The 21235-nt window shown below is 62.5% G+C and carries 17 protein-coding genes; 5 read left to right on the forward strand and 12 right to left on the reverse strand.

Features of this window, described 5'->3' with window-relative positions; translation table 11 throughout:
• Window position 1 precedes the first annotated feature (1 nt).
• Both H6B15_RS04600 and H6B15_RS04605 read right to left on the reverse strand, forming a co-directional pair.
• Window positions 2-913 (reverse strand): carbohydrate ABC transporter permease, encoded by a 912-nt coding sequence (locus tag H6B15_RS04600; RefSeq protein WP_204646576.1) that lies wholly within the window; start codon window positions 911-913, stop codon window positions 2-4.
• An 85-nt stretch (window positions 914-998) separates the two neighbouring features.
• The gene (locus tag H6B15_RS04605; RefSeq protein ID WP_204646582.1) at window positions 999-2426 is read right to left on the reverse strand and encodes an ABC transporter substrate-binding protein; all 1428 of its coding nucleotides are present in this window, start codon (window positions 2424-2426) and stop codon (window positions 999-1001) included.
• Window positions 2427-2724: 298 nt separating this feature from the next.
• Between H6B15_RS04605 and H6B15_RS04610 the strand changes: the two genes are divergently transcribed.
• From H6B15_RS04610 to H6B15_RS04620, 3 genes are all read left to right on the forward strand, one after another.
• Entirely contained in the window at window positions 2725-3273 is a 549-nt protein-coding gene (locus H6B15_RS04610) for a hypothetical protein (protein WP_204646584.1), read from the forward strand.
• Entirely contained in the window at window positions 3188-4264 is a 1077-nt protein-coding gene (locus H6B15_RS15770; protein WP_204646586.1) for a helix-turn-helix domain-containing protein, read from the forward strand. Before H6B15_RS04610 ends, H6B15_RS15770 begins: the two co-directional genes overlap by 86 nt.
• 68 nt (window positions 4265-4332) lie before the next feature.
• Complete coding sequence (locus H6B15_RS04620; protein WP_204646588.1) at window positions 4333-6105, forward strand: sensor histidine kinase; 1773 nt, start codon at window positions 4333-4335, stop codon at window positions 6103-6105.
• A gap of 123 nt (window positions 6106-6228) precedes the next feature.
• Here H6B15_RS04620 and H6B15_RS04625 read toward each other — a convergent pair whose 3' ends face one another.
• The 9 genes from H6B15_RS04625 to H6B15_RS04665 are packed head-to-tail and all read right to left on the reverse strand — an operon-like array spanning window position 6229 to window position 18239.
• Window positions 6229-7605: a DUF4832 domain-containing protein gene (locus tag H6B15_RS04625; RefSeq protein WP_204646590.1), complete on the reverse strand. Its 1377-nt coding sequence runs from the start codon at window positions 7603-7605 to the stop codon at window positions 6229-6231.
• Complete coding sequence (locus H6B15_RS04630) at window positions 7602-8273, reverse strand: DUF4956 domain-containing protein (protein WP_204646592.1); 672 nt, start codon at window positions 8271-8273, stop codon at window positions 7602-7604. The genes H6B15_RS04625 and H6B15_RS04630 overlap by 4 nt, the downstream gene beginning before the upstream one ends.
• Window positions 8274-8304: 31 nt before the next feature.
• The gene (locus tag H6B15_RS04635) at window positions 8305-9003 is read right to left on the reverse strand and encodes a polyphosphate polymerase domain-containing protein (RefSeq protein ID WP_204646594.1); all 699 of its coding nucleotides are present in this window, start codon (window positions 9001-9003) and stop codon (window positions 8305-8307) included.
• A complete protein-coding gene (locus H6B15_RS04640; RefSeq protein ID WP_204646596.1) occupies window positions 9000-10766 on the reverse strand; it encodes a CotH kinase family protein in 1767 nt (588 codons plus the stop codon). Before H6B15_RS04640 ends, H6B15_RS04635 begins: the two co-directional genes overlap by 4 nt.
• On the reverse strand, window positions 10741-12228 hold the full coding sequence (gene pelG / locus H6B15_RS04645; RefSeq protein WP_204646598.1) for an exopolysaccharide Pel transporter PelG: 1488 nt from the start codon (window positions 12226-12228) through the stop codon (window positions 10741-10743). Before pelG ends, H6B15_RS04640 begins: the two co-directional genes overlap by 26 nt.
• Window positions 12204-13661, reverse strand: a complete 1458-nt coding sequence (gene pelF / locus H6B15_RS04650) for a GT4 family glycosyltransferase PelF (protein WP_204646599.1) — start codon at window positions 13659-13661, stop codon at window positions 12204-12206. The genes pelG and pelF overlap by 25 nt, the downstream gene beginning before the upstream one ends.
• On the reverse strand, window positions 13658-15523 hold the full coding sequence (locus tag H6B15_RS04655) for a DUF2194 domain-containing protein (protein WP_204646602.1): 1866 nt from the start codon (window positions 15521-15523) through the stop codon (window positions 13658-13660). The genes pelF and H6B15_RS04655 overlap by 4 nt, the downstream gene beginning before the upstream one ends.
• Entirely contained in the window at window positions 15520-16431 is a 912-nt protein-coding gene (locus H6B15_RS04660; protein WP_204646603.1) for a hypothetical protein, read from the reverse strand. The genes H6B15_RS04655 and H6B15_RS04660 overlap by 4 nt, the downstream gene beginning before the upstream one ends.
• Entirely contained in the window at window positions 16428-18239 is a 1812-nt protein-coding gene (locus H6B15_RS04665; RefSeq protein WP_204646604.1) for an NAD-dependent epimerase/dehydratase family protein, read from the reverse strand. Before H6B15_RS04665 ends, H6B15_RS04660 begins: the two co-directional genes overlap by 4 nt.
• Window positions 18240-18614: 375 nt before the next feature.
• On the opposite strand from H6B15_RS04665, the gene H6B15_RS04670 reads away from it, so the two are divergent.
• Window positions 18615-18920, forward strand: a complete 306-nt coding sequence (locus H6B15_RS04670) for a helix-turn-helix transcriptional regulator (RefSeq protein ID WP_204646606.1) — start codon at window positions 18615-18617, stop codon at window positions 18918-18920.
• Entirely contained in the window at window positions 18917-20116 is a 1200-nt protein-coding gene (locus H6B15_RS04675; protein WP_204646607.1) for a DUF4097 family beta strand repeat-containing protein, read from the forward strand. Before H6B15_RS04670 ends, H6B15_RS04675 begins: the two co-directional genes overlap by 4 nt.
• Window positions 20117-20185: 69 nt before the next feature.
• Here H6B15_RS04675 and H6B15_RS04680 read toward each other — a convergent pair whose 3' ends face one another.
• Entirely contained in the window at window positions 20186-21187 is a 1002-nt protein-coding gene (locus tag H6B15_RS04680; RefSeq protein WP_204646608.1) for an NADP-dependent oxidoreductase, read from the reverse strand.
• Window positions 21188-21235 lie beyond the last annotated feature (48 nt).

A 21235-nucleotide genomic window follows, 5' to 3' on the forward strand; every position in this document is an offset into this window, starting at 1 on the left:
CTTATACCACATCATCCAGCTTGCGGGAGATGAAGAGATAGATGGCGGTGACAACGCCGATGATCAGGGCCGATACCACGCTGAGCATGGTGCCGTAGCCGATCTGGGGAATCACCGCGTTGGTGCCGAACACCACCTGGTAGATGTAGCTGAACATGACCTGGGAACGGTTGTTGGGGCCGCCGTTGGTCAGCACCATGATGGACTGGTAGTCCTTGAAGGCGGTGGTGATGGCCAGCATCAGCACCACCTTGAGGATGGGGCTGAGCATGGGCAAGGTGATGCGGAAGAAGGTCTGGATGCCGTTGGCGCCGTCCAGTTTGCTGCTTTCGTAGATGTCGGCGGAGATGCTGCTCATGCCGGACAACAGCAGGATCATGTAGTTGCCAAGCCCGCCCCACACCGCCACGATCACGATGGAAAGCATGACGATATCGGGATTACCCAGCCAGTCCACGGGGGCGCTGATGAGGCCCATGGCGCTCAGGATGGCGTTCAGCGAACCGTTGAACACCGCGTAAATGAACCCGAAAATCAGGCTGTACACGGCGGAACTGATGATGGTGGGCATGAAGTACACCGCCCGAAAGAACCCGCTGCCCAGAATCTTCTGCCCCAGCAGCACGGCCAGCACCAGGGCCAGAGGCATGACAAACAGGATTTTCAGAAAAGCGTACTCAAAGGTATGCACCACGCTCTGCCAGAACAGCTGGTCATTCATCATCCTGATGAAGTTCTGCGGACCGGTAAAGTAAGAGACAAACCCGTTGTAATCGCTGCAGATATACCGGAACATCCACAAAAACGGATAGATGGAAGTGACCACCAGCAAAAACAGCGCCGGAAACATCATCAGCGCGGCAGACACCCCGCCGCCGGATTCGATTCCGCCCTTTTTGTGCCTGGTTTTCATTGCTTTACGCCTCCTTGCGAACAGATGCCTTTTCATTGGTCTGCGGAGTACGGTTCCAAAACCCTACTCCGCAGACCGTTCCTTGTTACTGGTTCCGGTATTCCACCGTGCCTTCGTTGGGATGCAAGGGATCAAAGTCCTTGATGACCAGGCGCTTGACCTTGCCCATGGCCACATCCCGGTCCAAAGCCTCGTTGTAGCGCTTGTTCAGGTCGGCGATGGCCTCGTCGATGTCCCGCTCGCCCATGGCGGCGCTCCACAGCACGGTGCGGCGGTCTTCGCCCTCGATGGTGACAGACGGCGGCAGGGGATACACGCTCTCGTAGTCATAGGTGCCGAAATCCTGGATGCGGCCGCTCTTGGTGGAATCCACCACCTGCTGCATGTGCTTGGAGCTGGGCAGGGAGAAGCCGCTCTCAAAGTATCCCTTCAGGAAATCTTCGCTGGCAAAGTACTCGATGACCTTCCAAGCGGCGTCGGGCACGTCGGTGTCGGCAAACATCATGTAGCCTTTCTGGGGCACGGCGGTCTGGGCGCCGTGAACCATGCCGTCCAGGGTCGGGATTTCTGCCACGCCCCACTCAAAGGAATCGATGGGGAACTGGGTGGTGAAGACGCCCGCCTCCTGGGACGCGTTGGGCCACATGCCCACCGTGCCGGCGGCAAACTGGGCGCGCATGGCGTCCACCTGCTGGTTCTGGGAACCGGGCAGGACGCTGCCGTCCGCAAACATCTGCTTGAAGCCTTCCACAATGGGCTTGTACCCGCTGAAATCAAACTTGCCGTTGGCATAGTCGTAGCCGTACTGGTTCTGGCCGCTCTTTTCGGCCACACCCTCCATGCACCGCTCGGCCGGGCTGCTGGACGTGGCCGCATAGCCGTAGAACTTGCCGCCGCCGGCGTCGGTGATCTTCTTGGCCGCCTCCACCATGCCGTCCAGGGTCTTGGGGAACTCGGTGAGGCCGGCTTCCTGGAACAGGGTCTTGTTGTACAGCACCCGGGTGCCGCTGCGCTGCCCGGTGGGAACCCAGTAGATGTCGTCCCCCAGCGCGTTCATGCCCTCGAACAGGCGGTCCTTGTAATCGGTGTTGCGGACATATTCCTCCGAGGCGTTTTCCAGATACTCGTTCAGCGGGCGGATGATGCCGCTTTCGGCAAACACCTTCAGGTCAAACTGGGCGGCCCCGCCGTTGAGGGCGGCCAGGTCCGGCGCGGTGCCGGAGGTCTTGGCCATGGTCAGCATGTTGAAGTAGTCGTCGGTGACCACCGTCTGCTTGATCTCGATGTTGTCGGGGTTGGTGGCGTTGTACTCCTCGGTCTTCTTGTTCACATAATCCAGATCGTGGCGGTCGTTGGTCCATACCTCCACCACCGTCTTTCCGCCGGCGGCGGAGGGCATGGCGTGGCCGGTCTCGGTGGTGGCCGCGGAGGAGGAGGGAGCAGCGGAACCGCATCCGGCCAGGGACACGGCCATCATGGTGGCAGTCAGTGCACACAGTACTGGTTTTTTCATCTGTCATCGTCCTTTCCAGGTGTCTTCTTTTCTGTTTCCCCGTGCGGCGGTACCGCTCCGCACGCTTTTCCGTGTGCCCATCATACCATCTTTTCCCGGTTTCGATAACATCATTTTGAACGGAAAATGTAACATTTTTTACGAATTCCCCACCCCTTTGTTGCCTGATTCAGGTCAAATTGATATACTATGGATACTCAATTTCCCCGTCCGTGCCCGTTTCCGTACCGAAAAATGACCTTGTTGCATTTTGTCCAATATCAATGGGTCCTTTGCGGGACCTTCGGGAGGAAGTTCTGTGATCAACATTTCCAACAGCGAACAGGGATTTGTGACCGGCTGGCTGGTCAGCGGCACGGTGTGCACCCCCTACACCCCGCCCGCCGACCTGCCCAGAACCTGGGATGACCAGCTGGGCTACGAGAAGGCTTTGCGTGGTGTGTTCTATCCCCGGCTGGAACGGCAGCCGGCCTTTCCCGGGACGGTGGGCGTCCCCGGCCCCTGCGGGGCCCCCTGGCGCTACCACTATACCCGGGGCAGCGGCTTTGTGGATGTGAGCTCGGCGCACGGGCAGCTGACCTGCCTGCGCCTGGACGCGGCCACCCTGCTCTGCTCGGACCGGGACCGGGAGGTGCAGGCGGTGTTCTGGACCTTCGACGCGCTGGATGTGTGGCTCAACGGCCGCCGGGTGCTGCGGGCGCAGGACCCGGTGTACAAGCCCATCCGCCGGTACCCGGTTACCCTGGCCCTGCATTGCCGCCGTGCCGCGGTTCACCCTGCCCCAGGAGCAGGACTCGGCCCACTTTTCCCGCAGCGAGCAGTACCTGTTCCGCTCGGCCATCCGTAATGTGACCGACGAGCTGGCCGGCAGCCGCTACCGCCTGGAATCCTTCTACGAGCAGGTCAACGCGGTGGGGCTGCTGATCTCCCCGCCCGACGGCGCCGAAGCCTTTGTGCGGGACTGCATCCGCGCCCTCAAGGGCATCAGCGCCAACACCAACATCACCGCGGGGCTGAGCTTTCCCGCCCAAACGCTGCTGGAACTGCCCGCCGCCTGCCAGCAGGCCCGGGAGCTTTCGGAATATCACATCTACGGCACCGACACCGACCTGTTCACGCCCCAGCGGTTCCGGGATTCTTCCGGCGCAGTGCCGCCCCGGGACTGTGCCCTGTCGGCTCTGACCGAATACGTGATTGCGGGGGACGAGGCGGGCATCGAGGCGGAGCTGGCACGGTTCTTTGAGACAATCCTGTACATTCCCATGCCGCCGCCGGCCTATCTGCGGGGGATGTGTGCCTATCTGCTCAACGATGTTTCCAAACAGGCGGTGAACCTGCTGCAATGCGATGGGTCCTTGATCCGCCAGATCCCCCACAAACAGCTGGAAGACTGCCCCTCGGTGGCGGAGCTGCGGCAGTTCCTCAAGAACCGGCTGCTGGAAACCTCCGCCGCCCTGCGGGAAAAGCGGGGCAACCAGATCCCCCAGGTCATTGAGGAGGCACAGCGCTACATCCGCAACAACGTGCTTTCCCGCCTGCGGGTGGAGGACGTGGCCGCCAGCATCTATCTGAGCGAAAGCTACTTTGCCGCCCTGTTCAAAAAACACACCGGCATCACCGTGCGGGAGTTCATCCTGCAATGCAAGATCGAAAAGGCCAAGGAACTGCTGCTGCAAAAGCACCTTTCCATCTTTGAGATTGCCGAAACCCTGGAATACAGCGATTACCGCAGCTTTTCCCGCGCTTTCAAGCGGTTTGTGGGCTGCAGCCCCACCGACTACCAGCAGATGCTGATGTCCCCCGGCGAAAAAACCGGCACGCCCCCTTCCGGCGGCTGAGGCCCCGGGGCGCATCCCGGCTTGCAGACAGGAGTCCCGCCATGTGCCATTTCCTCAAAACCCGATTCATGAACCGCAAAATCTCCCGCAAGATCAGCGCCTGCATGATCTTTCTGGTGCTGAGCAGCAGCGTCCTGCTGGCCTGGAGCTGCTCCCATGCCTACTCCACCCAGTATATCCGCCAGGTGGATACCCAGGTATCGGCCATGTTCGACACCGCCTCCCTGACCCTGCGGGACAACATCTACCACCTGTACCGCAGCGTGTCCGCCGTGGCCTCCAACCCTGCCGTACGGACCATCTATTGCCAGGACCAAACGGGCAAAAAGGACGCTGCCTTTCTGGAAAACCTCCGGGTGATGGACACCCTGTTCACTACCTTTCTGCAAAACACTTCCTGGGCCGAAAACATTGCCCTGCTCTGCCCCGGCGGGCAGGTCTACTCCACCTATCAGAACGGGTGGAATTATACCGCCGGCCAGTTCTCCGAAGAGCTGGAGCAGACCTCCATCGCCTGGCTGCGCCCCCGGGAAAGCGTCTTCCTCATCAGCAGCGGCGAGACCATCCCCATCTGCTTTCCCCTGCGGATGGTCAGTTCCGCATCTTTCTGCGTCAACCAGTCCCCGGACATGACCCTGGCGGTATACCTGAACCTGAACACCATGCGGTCGGTGCTGGAACAGTTCAACACGGTGGCGGACTCGGACATCTATCTGGCCGACTCCCTGGGCCGGCCCATCACCCTGGAGGAGGATGCGCCCCTCTTCCCCAGCCTGACGGAAGAAGCGTTCCGCACCCGGATTGTGCAGTGCGGGGACTATTCCTGCTTCAACACCCGGATCGACGGGGCCGATTACCGGGTCAGCGCCTGCCCGGTGGACGGCAGCAGCCTGTATCTGGTGCACGTCTTTCCCTACCGGGCGGTGCACCGGGCCGTGGCCGACATCTATGCCACGGCGGCGGTGGCGGCAGGGCTTACCATGCTGGCCGCGGTGTTTTTGTCCCTGCAACTGGCTTCCACCATCACGGTGCCCATCCGCAGCCTGCTGGGCCAGGTGGGGCGCATCCGCGCCGGGGACTACGACATCCGGATGGTGACCCGGTATGACGACGAGCTCCGCCAGATGGACATTGCCCTGTGCGATATGGCCCACATGATCTCCAACCAGATCGACACCATCCAGAAAACCGAGGAACTGCGGCGGAAAATTCAGCTGGAGGCCATCACCGACCAGATGAACCCCCATTTTCTGTACAACACCCTGGACTGCATCTACTGGGAAGTGCTGAACGGACATTCCAAAAATGCGGCGGACATGATCTCCAGCCTGGCGCAGTTCTTGCGCCTGACCCTGAACCACGGCCACGAGATGATGGAACTGCCCGGGGTGCTGCAGCACACCGGCGAGTATGTGAACATCATCAATCTGCGGTTCCGGTCGCGGGTGCGGTTCGTGTACACCATCGCCCCGGAACTGGAAACCTTCCTGCTGCCCAAATCCATCCTGCAGCCCCTGGCCGAAAACAGCATCCTCCACGGTTTCGGGGGCGAGCAGGGGGACCCCACCGTGGCCGACCCCCGCATCTCGGTCATCTGCCGGCAGGAGGGGGACAGGGTGCTCCTTCTGGTGCGGGACAACGGCATGGGCTTCGACCCGGCGGCGGTGGAACGGCTGCTGACCCTACCGTCCGACCATGTGGGGCTGTACAATGTGGTGCAGCGGCTGCGCTTTGTCTTCGGGGACCGGTTCACCGTGACGGCGTCCAGCATCCCCTATTACCAGAACGAAATCCGGTTCGAGATCCGGCCTCCCTTTCCGGCGCCTGCACAAACAGAATAAGCCGAAGCCTTCCGTGGACAGATCGCCCGCGGAAGGATTCGGCTTTTGTATGAAATTTCCGGTACCCTGCCTGTTTGCAGACAAAGACCTTGCCGCCGATGTGGCCAGCGCTTCCGGCCCTTGTCAAAGGGAAAAGGCGGCCGCGCGATACAGCGCCCCGTCATGCTCCGTTTCCATCTGCAAGGCCACCCCCGGCGCGTCGGTCAGGGGGTCCACAATGCCCACCCAGAGGGTGTAGGTTCCGCGGGGCAGGGCTCCGGCCCCCGGCAGGGAGCAGGCGAGGGTGTGGCGGCCGGGCCCCCAATCGGAGAAAGGGGCCTCTGTCCGGCCGGACCAGACGGTCTGCCCGGTTTCGTCCCGCAGTTCCAGGGCGACGGGCCAGTCGGCGTACAGCGGGGCCAGGCCGGTGTTCTCCCAGATGAGCTCCACCTGCAAAGCGGCGGAAAGGGCGGCGCGCCGGATGATGCATTTCCGCACCCCCAGGGTGTAGCCCATCTCCGCCAGCAAGGTGCGCAGATTTTCGGCCTCGGTGCCGGAAAGCTCGCCGTATGCCGGGGCGTTGGGGCCCAGAAAGGTGGTGTGGCTTTGTTCCAGCAACGCCAGGGTGGTGGGAAACTGGTCCGCGGAAAAGTACCAGCCGTCCTCCTGTTGGGGGGAAAGCTCCCCGCCGGACGGGGCTTTGCGCCAGAATTCCGGCATGCCGGGCAGCCACTCGCCGTTCTGGTCGGACCGGTAGCCTTCGGCAATCCAGGAAAGCCATTCCCCGTGGGAATCCGGCAGCCCGAAGGAATCGTTGTACAACCCCAGCCCCTGTTCCCGCCCTATGGTATAGGGACGGCGCAGCAGCAGCCGGTTGGGGGAAAAGACGGCCAGATAATCCTGCACATAGCCATCGGTGACCGCCTGGGTGGGGAAGGGGGCGATGCCGGCGCCGGTATCCACATGCCATTCCCCCCAGTGCCCCAGACTGCCCAGCTCGATAAAAGCGACCTGGGGGTCCTCCGCATAGCGCTGCCCCAAAGCGGCAATCAGCGCCCGGTGTGCCTGGCGGAATACCTGGTTTTCGTAGTCGGGGCTGAACCCCTGCCCGTAGTCTCCGTCGTACCAGGTCCCTGCCCCGTCCATGGCGTCATACAGCCACTGGGGGATGTCCATGTGCTTTTCCTCGGTGGGGGTGTCGGGTACCAGGCGCAGGATCAGCCGCACCCCGTCGGCCCGCCACCGGGCAAAGTGGCAGCGCTCTTCCAGGGCGGCAAAGTCGTATTCCCCCTGCCGGGGTTCCAGCTCGTTCCAGTACACCGGCACATAGGCAAAGGCCACATAGGGGTCCTGCCGGTAATTTTCCCCCCAGGCGGCCAGCCCCTTCATGGGATTGGTGACCGGCTTGTCCGAAGCGGGAATCTCGACCGCTGCCAGCGGGGGGCGCGGCCGCAGCACGGCGGCGGCCGCCAGGGCCAGACCCAGCAAAAACAGCGGTATCCATCGGCGGGCCTGCATCATGCCTCCAGGTTGCCCCGGTACTCCACCAGCGTCACGTCCTGTACGCCGTCAATGTTCTGCACCGGCCGGGTGATGTTCAGGTTGTCGTTTTTCAGGTAGAGTTCCATGGTCAGCTCGGTGGTGTCGCCCTTGACCACCTTGGACCGGAATTTGCCTGTCTGGGCGTGCAGGCAGCGGCGGATTGCCTCTTCCACGGCGGGGTCGGACCGGTAGGTGACGATGAGCACATAGGTGCCGGCGCCGCCCTTGAGCCGCTTGAGAAAGACCAGGGCCAGGGTGACCACAACCCAGGCCACAAAGGCGATGTAGTAATACTGTGCCCCGATGGCGATGCCGGAGGTGATGGCCCAGAAAAGGAACATCAGGTCCAGGGGATTCTTGACGGCGGTGCGGTAGCGCACGATGCTCAGCGCGCCCACCATGCCCAGGGACAGGGTGATGTTGGTGCTGATGGTGACGATGATCACGGCCACCAGCAGGGTCATGATCACCAGGGAAAGGTTCAGGGCATGGTCGTACACCACCCCGATGAAACAGCGGCGGTAGACCGCAAAAATCCCCATGCCGATGAGGAAAGCGATGGCCAGGGTGAGAATCAGGGTCAAGGGGTCGATCTGGTTGGGAAACAGTTCCAGCGCGGATTTCTTGAACAGGTCTTGAAAGGTCATAACGAAAAATTCCTCCTGCACGGCGCGCTGCTCACCGCAGGGTATGCCGGACCCGGTCCGCACACAGGCAGAACTTGGAGGCCGACGTCCTGACAAAAGAGTAGGCGCGAAAGATACTTTGGATGTACTCCGGCAGAATGCCGGTGAACTTGACTTCCAGAATCATCTGCCCGGGGGGCAGAACATGGTAACCGGGACAGGCCGGGTCAAACATATTCTGCCGGGGCTCCATGGCCGTAAGGGCCTTGTCGAAGGTGATGCGCACGGTGCCCACATCGTTGACAAAGGCTTCCCGGTCATAGGCCACGATCACACAGGGGCGGATGATGTTGGCCCGGGCTTCCAGAAAGAACTGCCGGGCCAGGGGCTGGGGCTTTTGCAGAAGAAATCCGCAGTTCCCCCGGCAAAGGTCTCCGTATTCCGCCACCGTGAGGGGAACGGATTCCTTATAAATGTACGCCCCGTTTTTGTATTTGCACTCCAGCGCAATATGCCGGTCCAGACAGTCGTAGATGCGCACCCGGTATTTCTTGCGCACCTCCACCCCCGCCATCTTCTGGCGGTAGGCGGTGTGGTACAGGTCGTCCAGGTACAGGCTGCGGATGTGGTACTCGCCCTGGGGGCCGGCGTGGGCGTCGTGCCCCAGCAGAGAGTGCAGCACGGTCTGCAGCTGGCGGTATTCGGCCTGGTTCACCAGGTATTTCAGCTCGTGGCGGTAGGCGGGGGTCATGGGGTCACCTCCATGCGGTCCACGCCGGGATAGTACACGTCGCTGACCTGGATTTTGTTCATGGCGGGGGCGGTGCGGCCGTCCTGGGTTTCGGCGGTTACCGCAAAATACCAGGTCCCGGCGGGCAGCTGGTCGGCGGGCACCGGGTATTCGGTGCCGGTCAGCCCCGCCACATCCACCACCGGGTTGGCGAAATCCGGGGTGGCGGCCACCCGCAGCCGGTAGGTGATGGGCTGGTTGTCGAAGTCGTAGGCGTCCTCCCACCGGAACAGAACGGTCTGGCCGTCCTGCACCGGCTGGTACAGGAAGAAGGGCATCAGCTCATGGAGACTGTCGTAGAACTGCTGATACGCCAGCTCCACCTGGTCCCCCAGCCCGGCCAGAATGGCGTCCCGCTCGGCGGCCGTGTTGCCCAGATAATAGAAATCCGGCATGGCCAGGGCATAGGGGCGCACCACCTGGTCGTACTGTTGGGCCAGGGCGTTGACGGTGTCCCGGTTGATGGTCTCGTGCAGTTCGTCCACCTTGGCGGCCAGTTCGGCCCGGTTGGCCTCGTTTTTCAGAAAGCGCTGGTGGAGCAGCACGCCCCAGTAGTTGGCCACACCGTGCTCCCAGCTGCCGTAGTTGCCGGTCAGGCCCTCCACCTCGTCTTCCTGCCAGTGCAGACAGTTGTCTCCGTCCCAGGGGATGAAAAACCACTTCTGGCTGTTCAGCGGGCTGTACAGGTAGAAATTCTGCACCGTGGTATCGTTGTTGCCCATCAGGATGTTGTAGGCCAGCCAGGTCAGGTAGTTGTCCCGGTCGATGTAGTCGCCCACAATCTCGTTGATGTCCACGCTGCGGTCGGCGATCAGGTTGACCAGGTCGATGAGCTTCTGGTTGTCCTGCCGCCCCTTGCAGCTGAGAATCTTGTCAAAGGCCGCCTGGTCGAAGTCCGGGTCATCAAAGTTTTTCAGTCCGTCGGACATCTCAAAGTTGAAGCTGATGGCCTTGTACAGATACCCTTCGGAATCCAGACCGTGGTTGGCCAGGTATTTCTTGGTGGGCACCTCTGCCTGGGTGAACAGCCCGTAATCGGTGAAGGTGGTTTCGCCCGCCGTTTCGTCCTTGATGTACAGCCGCACAAACTGGGTGCGCAGACTGGAAATGTCCTCCACCGGCCGCAGCAGGTCAAAGTAGAGCTTGTTGCGCAGCCGGGTGGCGTCGAAGTTATGTTTGTTCAGGGCAATGTTGCTCTGCCCGCGCCACAGCCCGGCCTCGTCGTCCAGCTCCAGCTTGTAGGATTTCTGGGGCCGCACCGAGGAGGAATTTCCCCGCACCCGGATGGTGGCGTTGCTTTCGGTGGCGTCGTAGCCCAGCATGCCGGGCTGGGGGCCGTCGTCGTTGCCTACCTGCACCACGGCCCGGGCCAGAATGTCGTTGTCCACATGGCTGTCCTCCGCAAAGCGAACGGCGCTGTTGACCTGGGCGAAGGTGTGGTCGGTGTCCGAACCGGCGTCGCCCCGCTGCACGGTGACATAAAAGTAGACCAGACTCTGGGGGTCGTCCTCACTGTAGATGGTCTTGTTTTCGGTCATGCCCACGGTGTTGATGTCCTGCGCCGTCTCCGGCGTGGCGGTTGCTTCGGCCGTGGGGGCGGGGGAGCCCTGGGGAGCGGTGTCGGCGGGCTGCCGCAGAGCGGCCGTCCCCAGCGCCACGGCCAGTGCCAGCAATGCCAGCACCGCCAGCAGGAAAATCTCAATCTTGTTCCCGGTTTGTTTCACGGGGATGCCTCCTTTGTGCAAAAGTCCGATCGGCCCGGGCCAGGGTTTCCTCGGCGCGGCAGAGCACGCCCTTTTGCGGTTGTGCAAACAGGGGCTGTTCGCAGAATACATGGTATTCCAGCCCGTCCAGATACCGGCGCAGCCGCCGCAGCACCCAGAATCCGGTGACAGCCCCTGCCGCCAGAAATCCGGCGCCCCAGGTGTCGGGACCCAGGGCCAGGGTGACCAGGGACCCGGCCAGACTCAGGGCGGCAAACAGGCCGGCCGCCCGGCAGGCCCCGGCGCGGTCGTCAAAATAGAGCAGCAGCACGGTGCCGCACTTGACCACACCGTACAGGCAGTAGCCGAAGCAGAGCACCCGGAAGGTGCCGGCCATGGTTTCGTCCAGGCCCACGGTTTGCAGAAAGTTGCCCAGAAAGGCCACCGAGGCGATGGCCACAATGAGCTGCATCTGCAGCATGTGGGAAAACTCCGCATACAGGACGGTCTCCATCTCCTGCTTGGCGGCCCGGATGTCTTCCAGCCGGCCGCCGTACAGGATGGTGTCAAAGTAAGCGCGGTGTTTGGCCGCAAAGCGGGTTTCCAGCCCCACCACAAACTGCACCAGCATGGGCAGGATGGTCAGGGTGGCAAAAAAGGCGGGCACGTCGTACCGGGCGCAGTAGACACCGGTGGGAAATACCTGGCCCCGGTACCCGCTGGCCCAGAAAACAAAGTTGTGGCCGTACAGGCCCAGCCCCAGCAAAAGCCCGGTGAGCAGCAAATCGGGATACCGTTGCAGCGCCGGAAAGAACACCAGAAGGTTCCATCCCCCGGCGGGGTAGCACTGCAGAAGCTGCACCATGTACAGAAACAGCAGCACCAGAAAACCCAGTGCCATGCCCCACAAAGCGGCGGGAAGCGGGTCCATTCCGCCTGCCAGAAAGGCCCACGTCAGCAGCAGGGCCGCCCCGGCCCCCGCCGCAAAGCCCAGCAAAAGGAAGGTGTACCGCTTGACGGTGGACAGGCAGGACATCTGGACCCAGATGACCAGCAGGGTGCAGAACAGAAGCTGCACCGCCAGCCGCACCGCCCAGCTCACCGGCAGGGTGAGCAGGTACAGCCCCATGGCGGGGGCGCCCGCCAGCAGCAGGAAGAATACCATGCCGAAAAAGGCGGGCAGAACATCCTGCAGGCGCTGCTGATAAATACAGTCCGAGATGAACCGGTCCAGAAAAAGCAGAACGATGCCGGCCAGCAGAAGGGAAAAGATCATGGCGTAGGTCATAAAGAAGAGAAACTGTTCCCGCAGCCGGTAGACGGTCCCAAACCCTTCCAGCAGTCGCTGCAGGGCCAACAGCAGCAAAATCATCAGGACCATGGGGCCTTCGGTGACCACGGCGGCCACCGAATACCCCCGCAGCACCGCCAGCACCCCGCGGCCCCGGAACATCTTTTTCAGCCCAAAGCCGACGCCTGCCATGGCTGCGTCACCTCCCTGTGCGGATTGCCGGCCGCTTCCCGGTAAAGGGCCCGGTAGGCGGCCAGAAAGTCTTTGTCCCGATAAAACCGTACCACCCGGCGGTATCCGTTTTCCGCCAGGGCGCGCAGCTGGGCCGGACTGCGGCTGATGGAAAGAATCCCCTCCGCAATGGCGGCGGGGCTCATCACCGGCACCACCCGGCCCGCCGGCCCCAGGCCGTCGTCCGCGCCCTCGATGATCTCCCGGCAGGCGCCCACGTTGGTGGCCACCACCGGGCGGTGGGCGGCCATGGCCTCCAGCAGCACAAAGGGTTGCCCCTCCGAAATGCTGGTCAGGATCACCAGGTCCAGCCCGGGCAGCCACCGGGTTACGTCGGCACGGCCCACAAACCGGATATCCCTGCAGTCCAGCCGCTGGATGAGCTCTTTGCATTCCTCGTAATAGTCTGGGTCCTCGTCATAGGGACCGATGAGGTCCAGGGTGGCGTCGGGCCGTACCGACTTGATGCGATGAAAGCTGTAGATCATGGTTTTCACGTCCTTGATGGGGACGATGCGCAGCACCGCCCCGATGTGCAGGGGATGGGGCGCCGGGTCCAGGGGCGGAATGGCTGCAAACCGGTCGATGTCGATGCCGTTGGGGATGACCTGGCATTTCCCCTCGTCGGCGCCCAGGCCGATCTGCAGTTCCCGGGCGCCCCGGAACAGGGAAACAATGGTGGCGGCCTGCCGGTACGCCGCCTGACTCAATGCCCGGAAATACCCGATCCAGGTGGGCTTGAAGTACCCCGGCACCCAGTCGGCTTTCAGGATTTCCTCCTCCCGCTCCCGGGTGTAGATGCCGTGCTCGGTGACCAGAAAGGGTTTGCGGGTGAAATAGCTGAACTTGGCCCCCAGCAGTCCCGCGTACCCGGTGGCCACCGTGTGGTAGACGTCGGCTTCGGGCACCGGACAGCGCAGCAGCTCCAGGGCCGGCAGAAGCATGGACCGCAGCGTCCAGAACAAATCCTTGAAAGGAACGTTGCGGCCGGTGGTTTCGGCCACACCCCGCACCAGGTCCAGAAAATCCGCCGACATGAGAAAATCCTGCACCGGCCGGGGATGACTGCCGCCGAACAGCTCAAACAGCGGGGGCCAGTCCGGCGCGGTACCCCGCACCAGGTCCAGCAGTGCCTGCCGCTGGGCCTCTGTCGGCGGCAGGACGGGTCCGGCAGAACCGGCGGGCTCGATGGCTTCATCCAGAAAATATTCCCGCAGTTCGGTCACGTTGGATGGAATCTCATAGCGGAACTGTCCCCGCTGTTTGCTTTGCGCCCCGATGGACACAAGGAGAAACTGATGTTCCGGCATCTGCCGGATCAGCATCTGGACCCAGGCCGAAACACCGCCCACCACATAGGGGTAACACCCCTCCACAATCAAACAGATCTTCATGCTGTCACCAGCCTTATGGTAAAATTGGGTCGCTGCACCGTGACCAGATAGTATCCGGTGCCGCTGCCCGCACTGATGCGGCGGATGGTGCAGGCGTCGTCCGCGGCCTTGGGGATGCGGTCGGTTTTCAGGTAAAAGCTCACCGGCCCCAGCAGATTTTCCACACTGCCGGTGATCCGGTCTTCCGCAAACACAAGGTGGGGCACCGCCGCTTCGCAGATGCGCAGGGCGTCCCCGGCCTCGGTGGCGGACAGTGCCCGCAGCCAGGGAAAGGTTTCGTGGATGTCGCCCATCCAGGCGCAGTAGCTGCGGTAGAGCTCCCCCCAGCTTTTGCCGCCGCCGCGCTCGGCGTCAAAGATGTCGTCGGGGTGGATGAAATGGGAAAAAGCACCGTACAGCCCCAGGGCACTCAGGGCGGACATCTGCTCATAGTCGTCCGGCGCCATGCCGGAGGTCACCCGGGGAAACTCCGCAATGCCGTCCTCTGCCACGGTAAAGTCCTGCACATACACCTGGCCTTCCTCCTCCTCATTGGTGTAAATGCCCGAGATCACCTCCAGATCGGGCAGGGCCTGCACCACCGCCCGGCGGCCTTCCGCGCTCAGATAGTTGGAGGGCGGCACATAGCTGCGCAGCGTCACGGACGGGAACATCCGGGCGGTGATGTCCCGCAGGGTCTGCAGGGACGCCGCCATATCCTGCTCACTGTCCCAGGGGGTATAGTGCAGCTCGTCGGGGGTACCCCCGGCCAGGGTCAGGGGCTGGTGGTTGTAGCCGTGGGCCCCCATCTCGTAGCCGTTTTTCAGCAGACTGTTGCCGAAATACAGTTCGGTGGAAGATTCGGTATAGGTCTGCTGGGCAGGGGCGGTCTCGGCGTTGTAAGTGGCCACAAACAGGCCGGTGTACACATCTCCGTAGGCGTTGGCAATCTGCAGCATGTCCGGCCACCAGATGTCCCGGTAGAATTCCCGGGCCGAGCGGTTGTATTCCTGGCGCACCACGTCGCTTTCGCTCTCGTACTGGGGCGAGGGAAAATCGTCGATGAACAGACACAGGGCGTTGATGACCGGATACATGACCGTGTCGGACAGGGTGTTGACGCACCCCGCCACAATGCCCCGCCAGAAATCTCCCTGGCCGGAGGTGGAGTTGAACACCGTCACCCGCCCCCGGCCGCAGTCGTAGGACCAGATCAGCGGGGTGCGGCGGCCTTCGGGGTCTTCGGCCCAGGCGTAGACACAGGCACTGTTTTCCAGGGTGACCGACAAGGCCACGTCGGAGAAGGTATCCCCGGCAAAGGAACGCCCCGCCAGGCCGGGCAGCAGCTCCTGGGCAAAGGTGACGGTGTTGTAGTTCAGATAATCTCCGTAATCCACAATGCCCATGCGGCGGTAACCGGCATCGAACTGGGCGCCGATGGATTCCGGCACGGTGGCCAGCAGAAGCTTGCCGCCGTCTTCCACATAGTTCATCAGCCGGGCGGCAGAGTCGGTCAGCTCCTCCTCCCAGTAGGTCGAAGCCAGGATGACCATGTCGTAGTCGGTGTAGCTGACGCTCTGGGTGCGTGCCAGTTCCAGGGTGTCCGCTTCGATGCGCAGGTGTTCCAGGGCAATGCGGACGTTTTCCTCATACTCCACCGAATCCTGCCGCCGGGGACTGTACAGGACCAGCGCCCGGGGGCTGGTGGCTTCGGTGGCCTGCAAAGGTTCGGCGTCGGCCTGGTCCACCAGGGCCACCGCCTCCGACGCAGGCTGCAGGGCCAATCCCCGCAGGGTCATGCCGTTGTTGCTGATGAGAATCACCACCGCAAAGGCCACGCACACACCCAGCAGCACCATCAGATTTTTGCAATTTCTGTTCACTGGGCTTCCTCTTTTCTGAACGCCCGGACCCAGGCCAGGGTGGAGGCCGTAAGCAGTACCGGGCGGTTTCGCAGACCATGTAAAAATTGTTGCAGTCCCGCGCCGTTCTTGGCCTGCACGCACACCTCCATCTGGTCCCGCACCGCCTGTTCACTGTGGGGGTAGGCTTTCAGATACCGGGCGCAAAGGCGCTGGGCCGCCGCAAGATGGCCCTGCTGCAGCTCGGTCCGGATGCGGTGGTGCAGACAGGTTTCGGCGGGCGGGTTGGCGCGCAGCATCCGGTCGGTCAGGGCGGTGTGTCGGCGCAGCAGCCGGCGGCGCACATCCGGGTCGAACAGATCCGTCCGGATGGCCTGGTAGAGCAGCTCTTCCAGCCGGGCACAGGCCTCGGTATCCCCCGGGGTCCGGCGCCAGCGGGCTTCGGCCTCATCCAGCTGCTGCTGCATCTTGCGCCGCAGCTCCATGATGGCCACGCTGGCATAGTGGGATGTCTCGCCGTCCTCATTGGCCAGCGCCCGGCGCAGCGCCGGCAGACAGACCAGCGGGTCCCGGGCATCCAGCAGGCCCATGACCATCTCCCGGCGGTAGGTCAGGTCGGATACCAGCAGCGCTTCCTCCATGGGGACCCGGTCGGTCTCGGCGGACAGGTCCGGTTTCTGCAACCGGCGCAGGTCGTCGGGACTGAACTCCTTTCCGCGGTAAAATTCGCTGTAATCCGCCGGACCCAGGCGGGCAAGGCGGTCGCAAAGACAGAACAGCGGCACCCCCACCCCCGGCAGGGCAAGGCAGAGCACCAGACAAAAGACGCCCTTTTGCAGGCTGGCACCCCGGCGGGCCGCCGCCCGGGCATACAACAGGCAAAACAGAAGGTACAGCCCCCCTCCTGCAGCGAAAATCCAGGGCATCATGCATGCACCTCCCCGGCACAGGCGGGCTCGCCATGGGATGCATCCAGCGCCCGCACCAGGTCCCGCTCGATCAGCCCCACCACCACCTTGACAAGGTCCTGATAGTAGGTGGTGAAGCGCTCCGGGTCCAGCTCGTAGACCGCCACAATGCCGTACAGCCGGTCTTCGCAGCGGATGGCCGCGGCCAGATCGGGGCGGCCGGGAGCCAGCGCCGTGTTGACCAGCACGGGCTGCCGGGCCAGGACTTCGCACAGCGCCGCCAGCTTTTCTTTGTCGGGAACGGCGGGGGCACGGTCCTGCATGGCGGGGGAACAGGCCGCCAGCGCCGCGCCGCCGTCGTCCTCCATGCGGTAGACCACCACATGGCTGCATTGCAGCAGATCTTCCACAATGCCCACTGTGTGCTGCAAAATCTGCGGCGGGTCCAGCGCGTCCAGCTCCCGCACAATCCGGTACAGATCGGCAAAACTGTGCCGCTCCGCCACAAGGCGCTGCTGCAGCTGGGTCTTGATCTCCAGGGTTTCGCCCTGCACGGCCTGCAGTTGATCAAATTTTTCGGTCAGCAGGCGGTTTTTGCGGCGCAGCCCCTCCGCTTCGTCCCGACGTCGGCCGGTCAGATACCCCAGCACCGACCCGGTGACCGCGTAAATCACAAAGGGCACCCAGGTATCCACGCTGTAAAGCAGATAACTGATATCTACGTAGGAGGCCGCCAGACTGTACAGATAGGACAGGGAGGCCAGGGCCACGGCGGCCAGCCCCATGCCGCTGCCGTACCCGCTGGCAACCACGGCCACGAACATCAGCCGGATGTCCACATATTTGAGATCGGATACATCCTTGGAAAAGCGCAGGAGCAGCAATGTGATGCCGAACAGCACCAGCAGTTCGGCGGCGCTGCGCAGCGCCGGGTGGGGCCGGTGCTTTGGGGCGGCAGCCCGGGGCTGGGGACGGGGCAGGTCCGCCGCTTCCCGCAGCAGCTGCCAGCCGTCTTCCTCCAAGATGGTGAAGGGCATCCAGCCGGTGGCAGTCTTGAGGGGCTCGGCGGAATACTGTGCCGCCGCCATGGTGTGGCGCTTGCCCGCCCACTCCACCACGGCGGGGCGGCCTGCCGCCCGCTCCAGACAGCGGTAATAGGTTTGCAGGGGCAGGGGATGTCCTGTGACCAGCAGGTAACACCCGGTCATGGACTGCAGCACCATGCGGTAGATGGCCGCCGCCGCATCGGAGGCGGCCAGGACGTCGATGCAGTCCTCCGGGCTATAGGCGCACCGGACAGGACGCTGCTTTCGTATGGCCCGCAGCGCCGCCCCGGTGACCCCCATGTCTTCCGGCGGCACCCGCCCATAGAGATACCCCATCCGCAGGATGAGCAGCGGCAGACCGTCATAGTCCCGGCTGGCCCGGCAGCGCAGTTCTCCGGACGCCAGGGCGGCCTGCCGGGGATTCAGGGGGGATTGCCAGGACAACTCCACCGAAGAAAGATATACAAAGCTTTGCAGGGAATGTCCCTGCAAAGCTTCCAGCAGCTGGCCCGGCAGGTCCGGTTCCTCCGCCGGGCAGCGGTCAGACCCTTCCCGCAATCCGGCGGTCAGAACGATCACCACGTCCACGCGGTGGGCCTGCAGAAAGGTCCGGATCTGCGGGACGGTAAATTGCCCCCGGTATACCGTGCCTTTGAATTTTGTATCCCACAAGGTGCGTTTGCCGTCCTTTGTCAGCCAGCAGACGTCATGCCCTTCCCGCAAAAAATATTCCGCCGTGGCTTTGCCCGCCAAATCCCACGGCCCAGCGAACAGTACGTTCATCCCAGCGTCTCCTTATGTATTTGATACGGCACCCGCCGCAAATTCATATACACTGTACCGCGTACCTGCCGAAAAAACTGCCGAATAAAAAGGGAAGTGCGGCTTGAATTTTGTCCGCTCGCTTGGTATTTTTGCGATGGCGGCAATGATTGGATGACTTTTTGAGAAAAAAACTCCAAAAAGGGAAGCCCGGGAAGACGTCTGCCCGTAAAGAGAAAGTCCCAAAACCATGACAGGGGGCCTTTTTGAGTGCACAGGGGACATACCCTCCTTCGGCAAAGAAAAGGCCCGGTGCGTGCCTTCCTATTGACGTTTCATATTATTCGTTTTATAATACAGTAAAGTAATAAATATAGGAGGGGAGGCGATCCGGGGGTGGGATTCCAAATCGGCGGCGCCATTCTGGATTTCGTGGTCCTGAGCATCCTGCAGCACAACGATACCTACGGCTACGAGATCACGCGTCAGGTTCGCCGGATTCTGGATGTGAGCGAAACCGCCTTGTACCCGGCCCTGCGGCGGCTGGAAAAGTCGGGGATGCTGACAATCTATGACCAGCCCTTTCAGGGGCGCAACCGCCGGTATTATCATCTTACGGAAGCAGGGGCGGAATTGCTGGCCCGGCAGAAAAACGAGTGGCAGCAATTCAAACAGGATATGGATCGATTGTTGGAGGAATGACGATGCATACGGCCGAAGAGTATTTTGCGGCACTGGAAGCGTGCCTGAAACAGATGCCGGCGGCAGACCGGGCGCAGACCATAACCTATTATCGGGAATACGCCCAGGAAGGCGGCCTGCTGGACGCCGAACAGCTGCGGGAGCATTTCGGTCCGCCGGAGGCGCTGGCCGCCCGCATTCTGGAAGATGAGGCGGGCAAATATCCGCAGCAAGACTCACCCAAAAGCGCAGGGAAAAAGGGCGTGCGCCTGGTTCCGGTGCTGTTGGGATCGTTCATTGCGGTTGTGGTGGCGGCAAGCGCCTTGCTTGCGGCCCTGCACCCACAGAACACCGTGGAAGGGCCGCTGCCCACGGACAATGCCCCGGCGCCGCAGTCCACCGATGCCGCTTCGCTGTCGGATGGGAAGGACGCGGACGGCAATCTGCCGCTGCACTATGACGGGGAGCTGGACCCCTTTACCGAAATTGCCGTCGATGTGGTGTCGGCGGAAATCAAGGTGGAAACCGGCGACGGTTATGGGTTGCGCTACACCCTGTGCGACAATGAAATTGTGGACCGGGCCGGTGTGGAAGGGCAGACGCTGTATCTCACTTCCCACAACAAGTCCAACCAGAGCGGCTCCACGGGGGTCGGAGAGGTCTGCATCACCGTGCCGGTCGATGCCGATCTGGGCGAATTGCGGTTTTCTACGGTCTGCGGCGGGGTGGATATGCCGGCCCTGTCCTGTGATTCTCTCCGGGTGGACAACATTGCGGGAAATTCCGTGCTGGACTGCGTTGTGACGGACAATGTGACGGTGGACAGTATTTCCGGCACGGTGCGGTTCGGCGGACAGTGCGGACAGCTGGAGGTGGATGCGACCTCGGGCGGGCTGAACTTTACCGGAAAGGCCGATGCGGTCCTGCTGAACACCACGTCGGGAGACCTGGACTTTACCGGCACGGCCGACACCCTGGCGATGGATGCCACCTCCGGCAGTGCCCGGATCGAAGGAACGGTGACCGAGCAGGTCCGGGTGGACATGGTCTCCGGCAACATTTTTGTGACAGCCGCAGACCCCACCGTCACGGCCGAAGGAAACAGCATCCGGTATAACGGCCAGCGTGTGGGGGTAGACTCCTGGTCCCGGCAGGGAAGCGGCTGCACCCTGATTCTGGAAACGTCGTCGGGTTCCGTTTCCATCCAAAATCCATAACAGAAAAGCCCGCCCTGACAAAGGGCGGGCTTTTCTGTTTTTTATGAAATTTCCGTGGGTCCGGTCTGCTTACAGACGAAGCATCACCTTGCCGGCCGTATGACCGTTCTGCACCAGGGCCAGGGCTTCCCCGGCGGTTTCCAGGGTAAAGGGATGGGGGTCGACGGGGGGAACAATGTGCTGCTGCTCCACGATGCGGGTGACCTGCCGCAGCTGGGCGCCGTCGGCACGCACGAAAATAAACCGGTAGGATTTGCCCTGCTTCCGGGCGGCCCGGTCGTACCGGGCACCTGCGGCGGTGAACAGGGCACGCTTGGCAAAGCCGAACCGGTTGCGCACCGCAAAGGCCTTGTTGGGGCCGGTCCGCGGGCTCAGCAGCCGGCCCCCCGGCTTCAGCACCGAGAGTTCCCGCGCAAATTCTCCGGCTCCCAGGGTGTCGATGACGCAGTCCACCCCGGACAGTATCTCCCAGTAGTTCTCCTTCCGGTAATCCAGGTACTCGTCGGCCCCGGCGGCCAGAATGGCTTCCCGGGCGCGATCGTTGCCGGTTACAATGACCCGAAGCCCCAGCGCTTTGGCAAGGGGGACCGCCATCTGGCCGAAACTGCCCGAGCCGCCGGGAATCAGCAGCGTTTGGCCGGGCCGGGCTTCCAGCTCCTCGGTAATGCCCTGCCAGGCGGTCAGCCCGGTCAGCGGGATGGCCGCAGCCGTGGCAAAATCATACCCCGCCGGCATGGGGGACAGGGCTGTGTGGTCCACCGCCACATACTCCGCAAAAGCGCCGATTCCGGCCAGCGGCAGCCGGCAGTAAACCCGGTCTCCCACCCGAAAATCGGTCACCTGTGCCCCCACGGCTTCCACAACGCCGGAACATTCGTTGCCCAGGGTCAGGGGCATCGGGTAATCCTGAATCAGACGCACACTGCCGGTCAGGATCAACAGTTCCAGCGGATTGACCGCCGCCGCTTTGACCTTGACCAGCACTTCGGTGGGGCCCGCTTCCGGTTTGGGAATATCCCGCAGCCGGGTGCGGGTCTCTTTTGCATATCTGTCTATCTGGACTGCCTTCATGGCGTAACCTCCCTGCGTTGTTCCCCATCCGGTACATCGGAACCGGAT

The sequence above is a fragment of the Gemmiger formicilis genome (assembly GCF_016900095.1).
Taxonomy (GTDB): domain Bacteria; phylum Bacillota; class Clostridia; order Oscillospirales; family Ruminococcaceae; genus Gemmiger; species Gemmiger formicilis_A.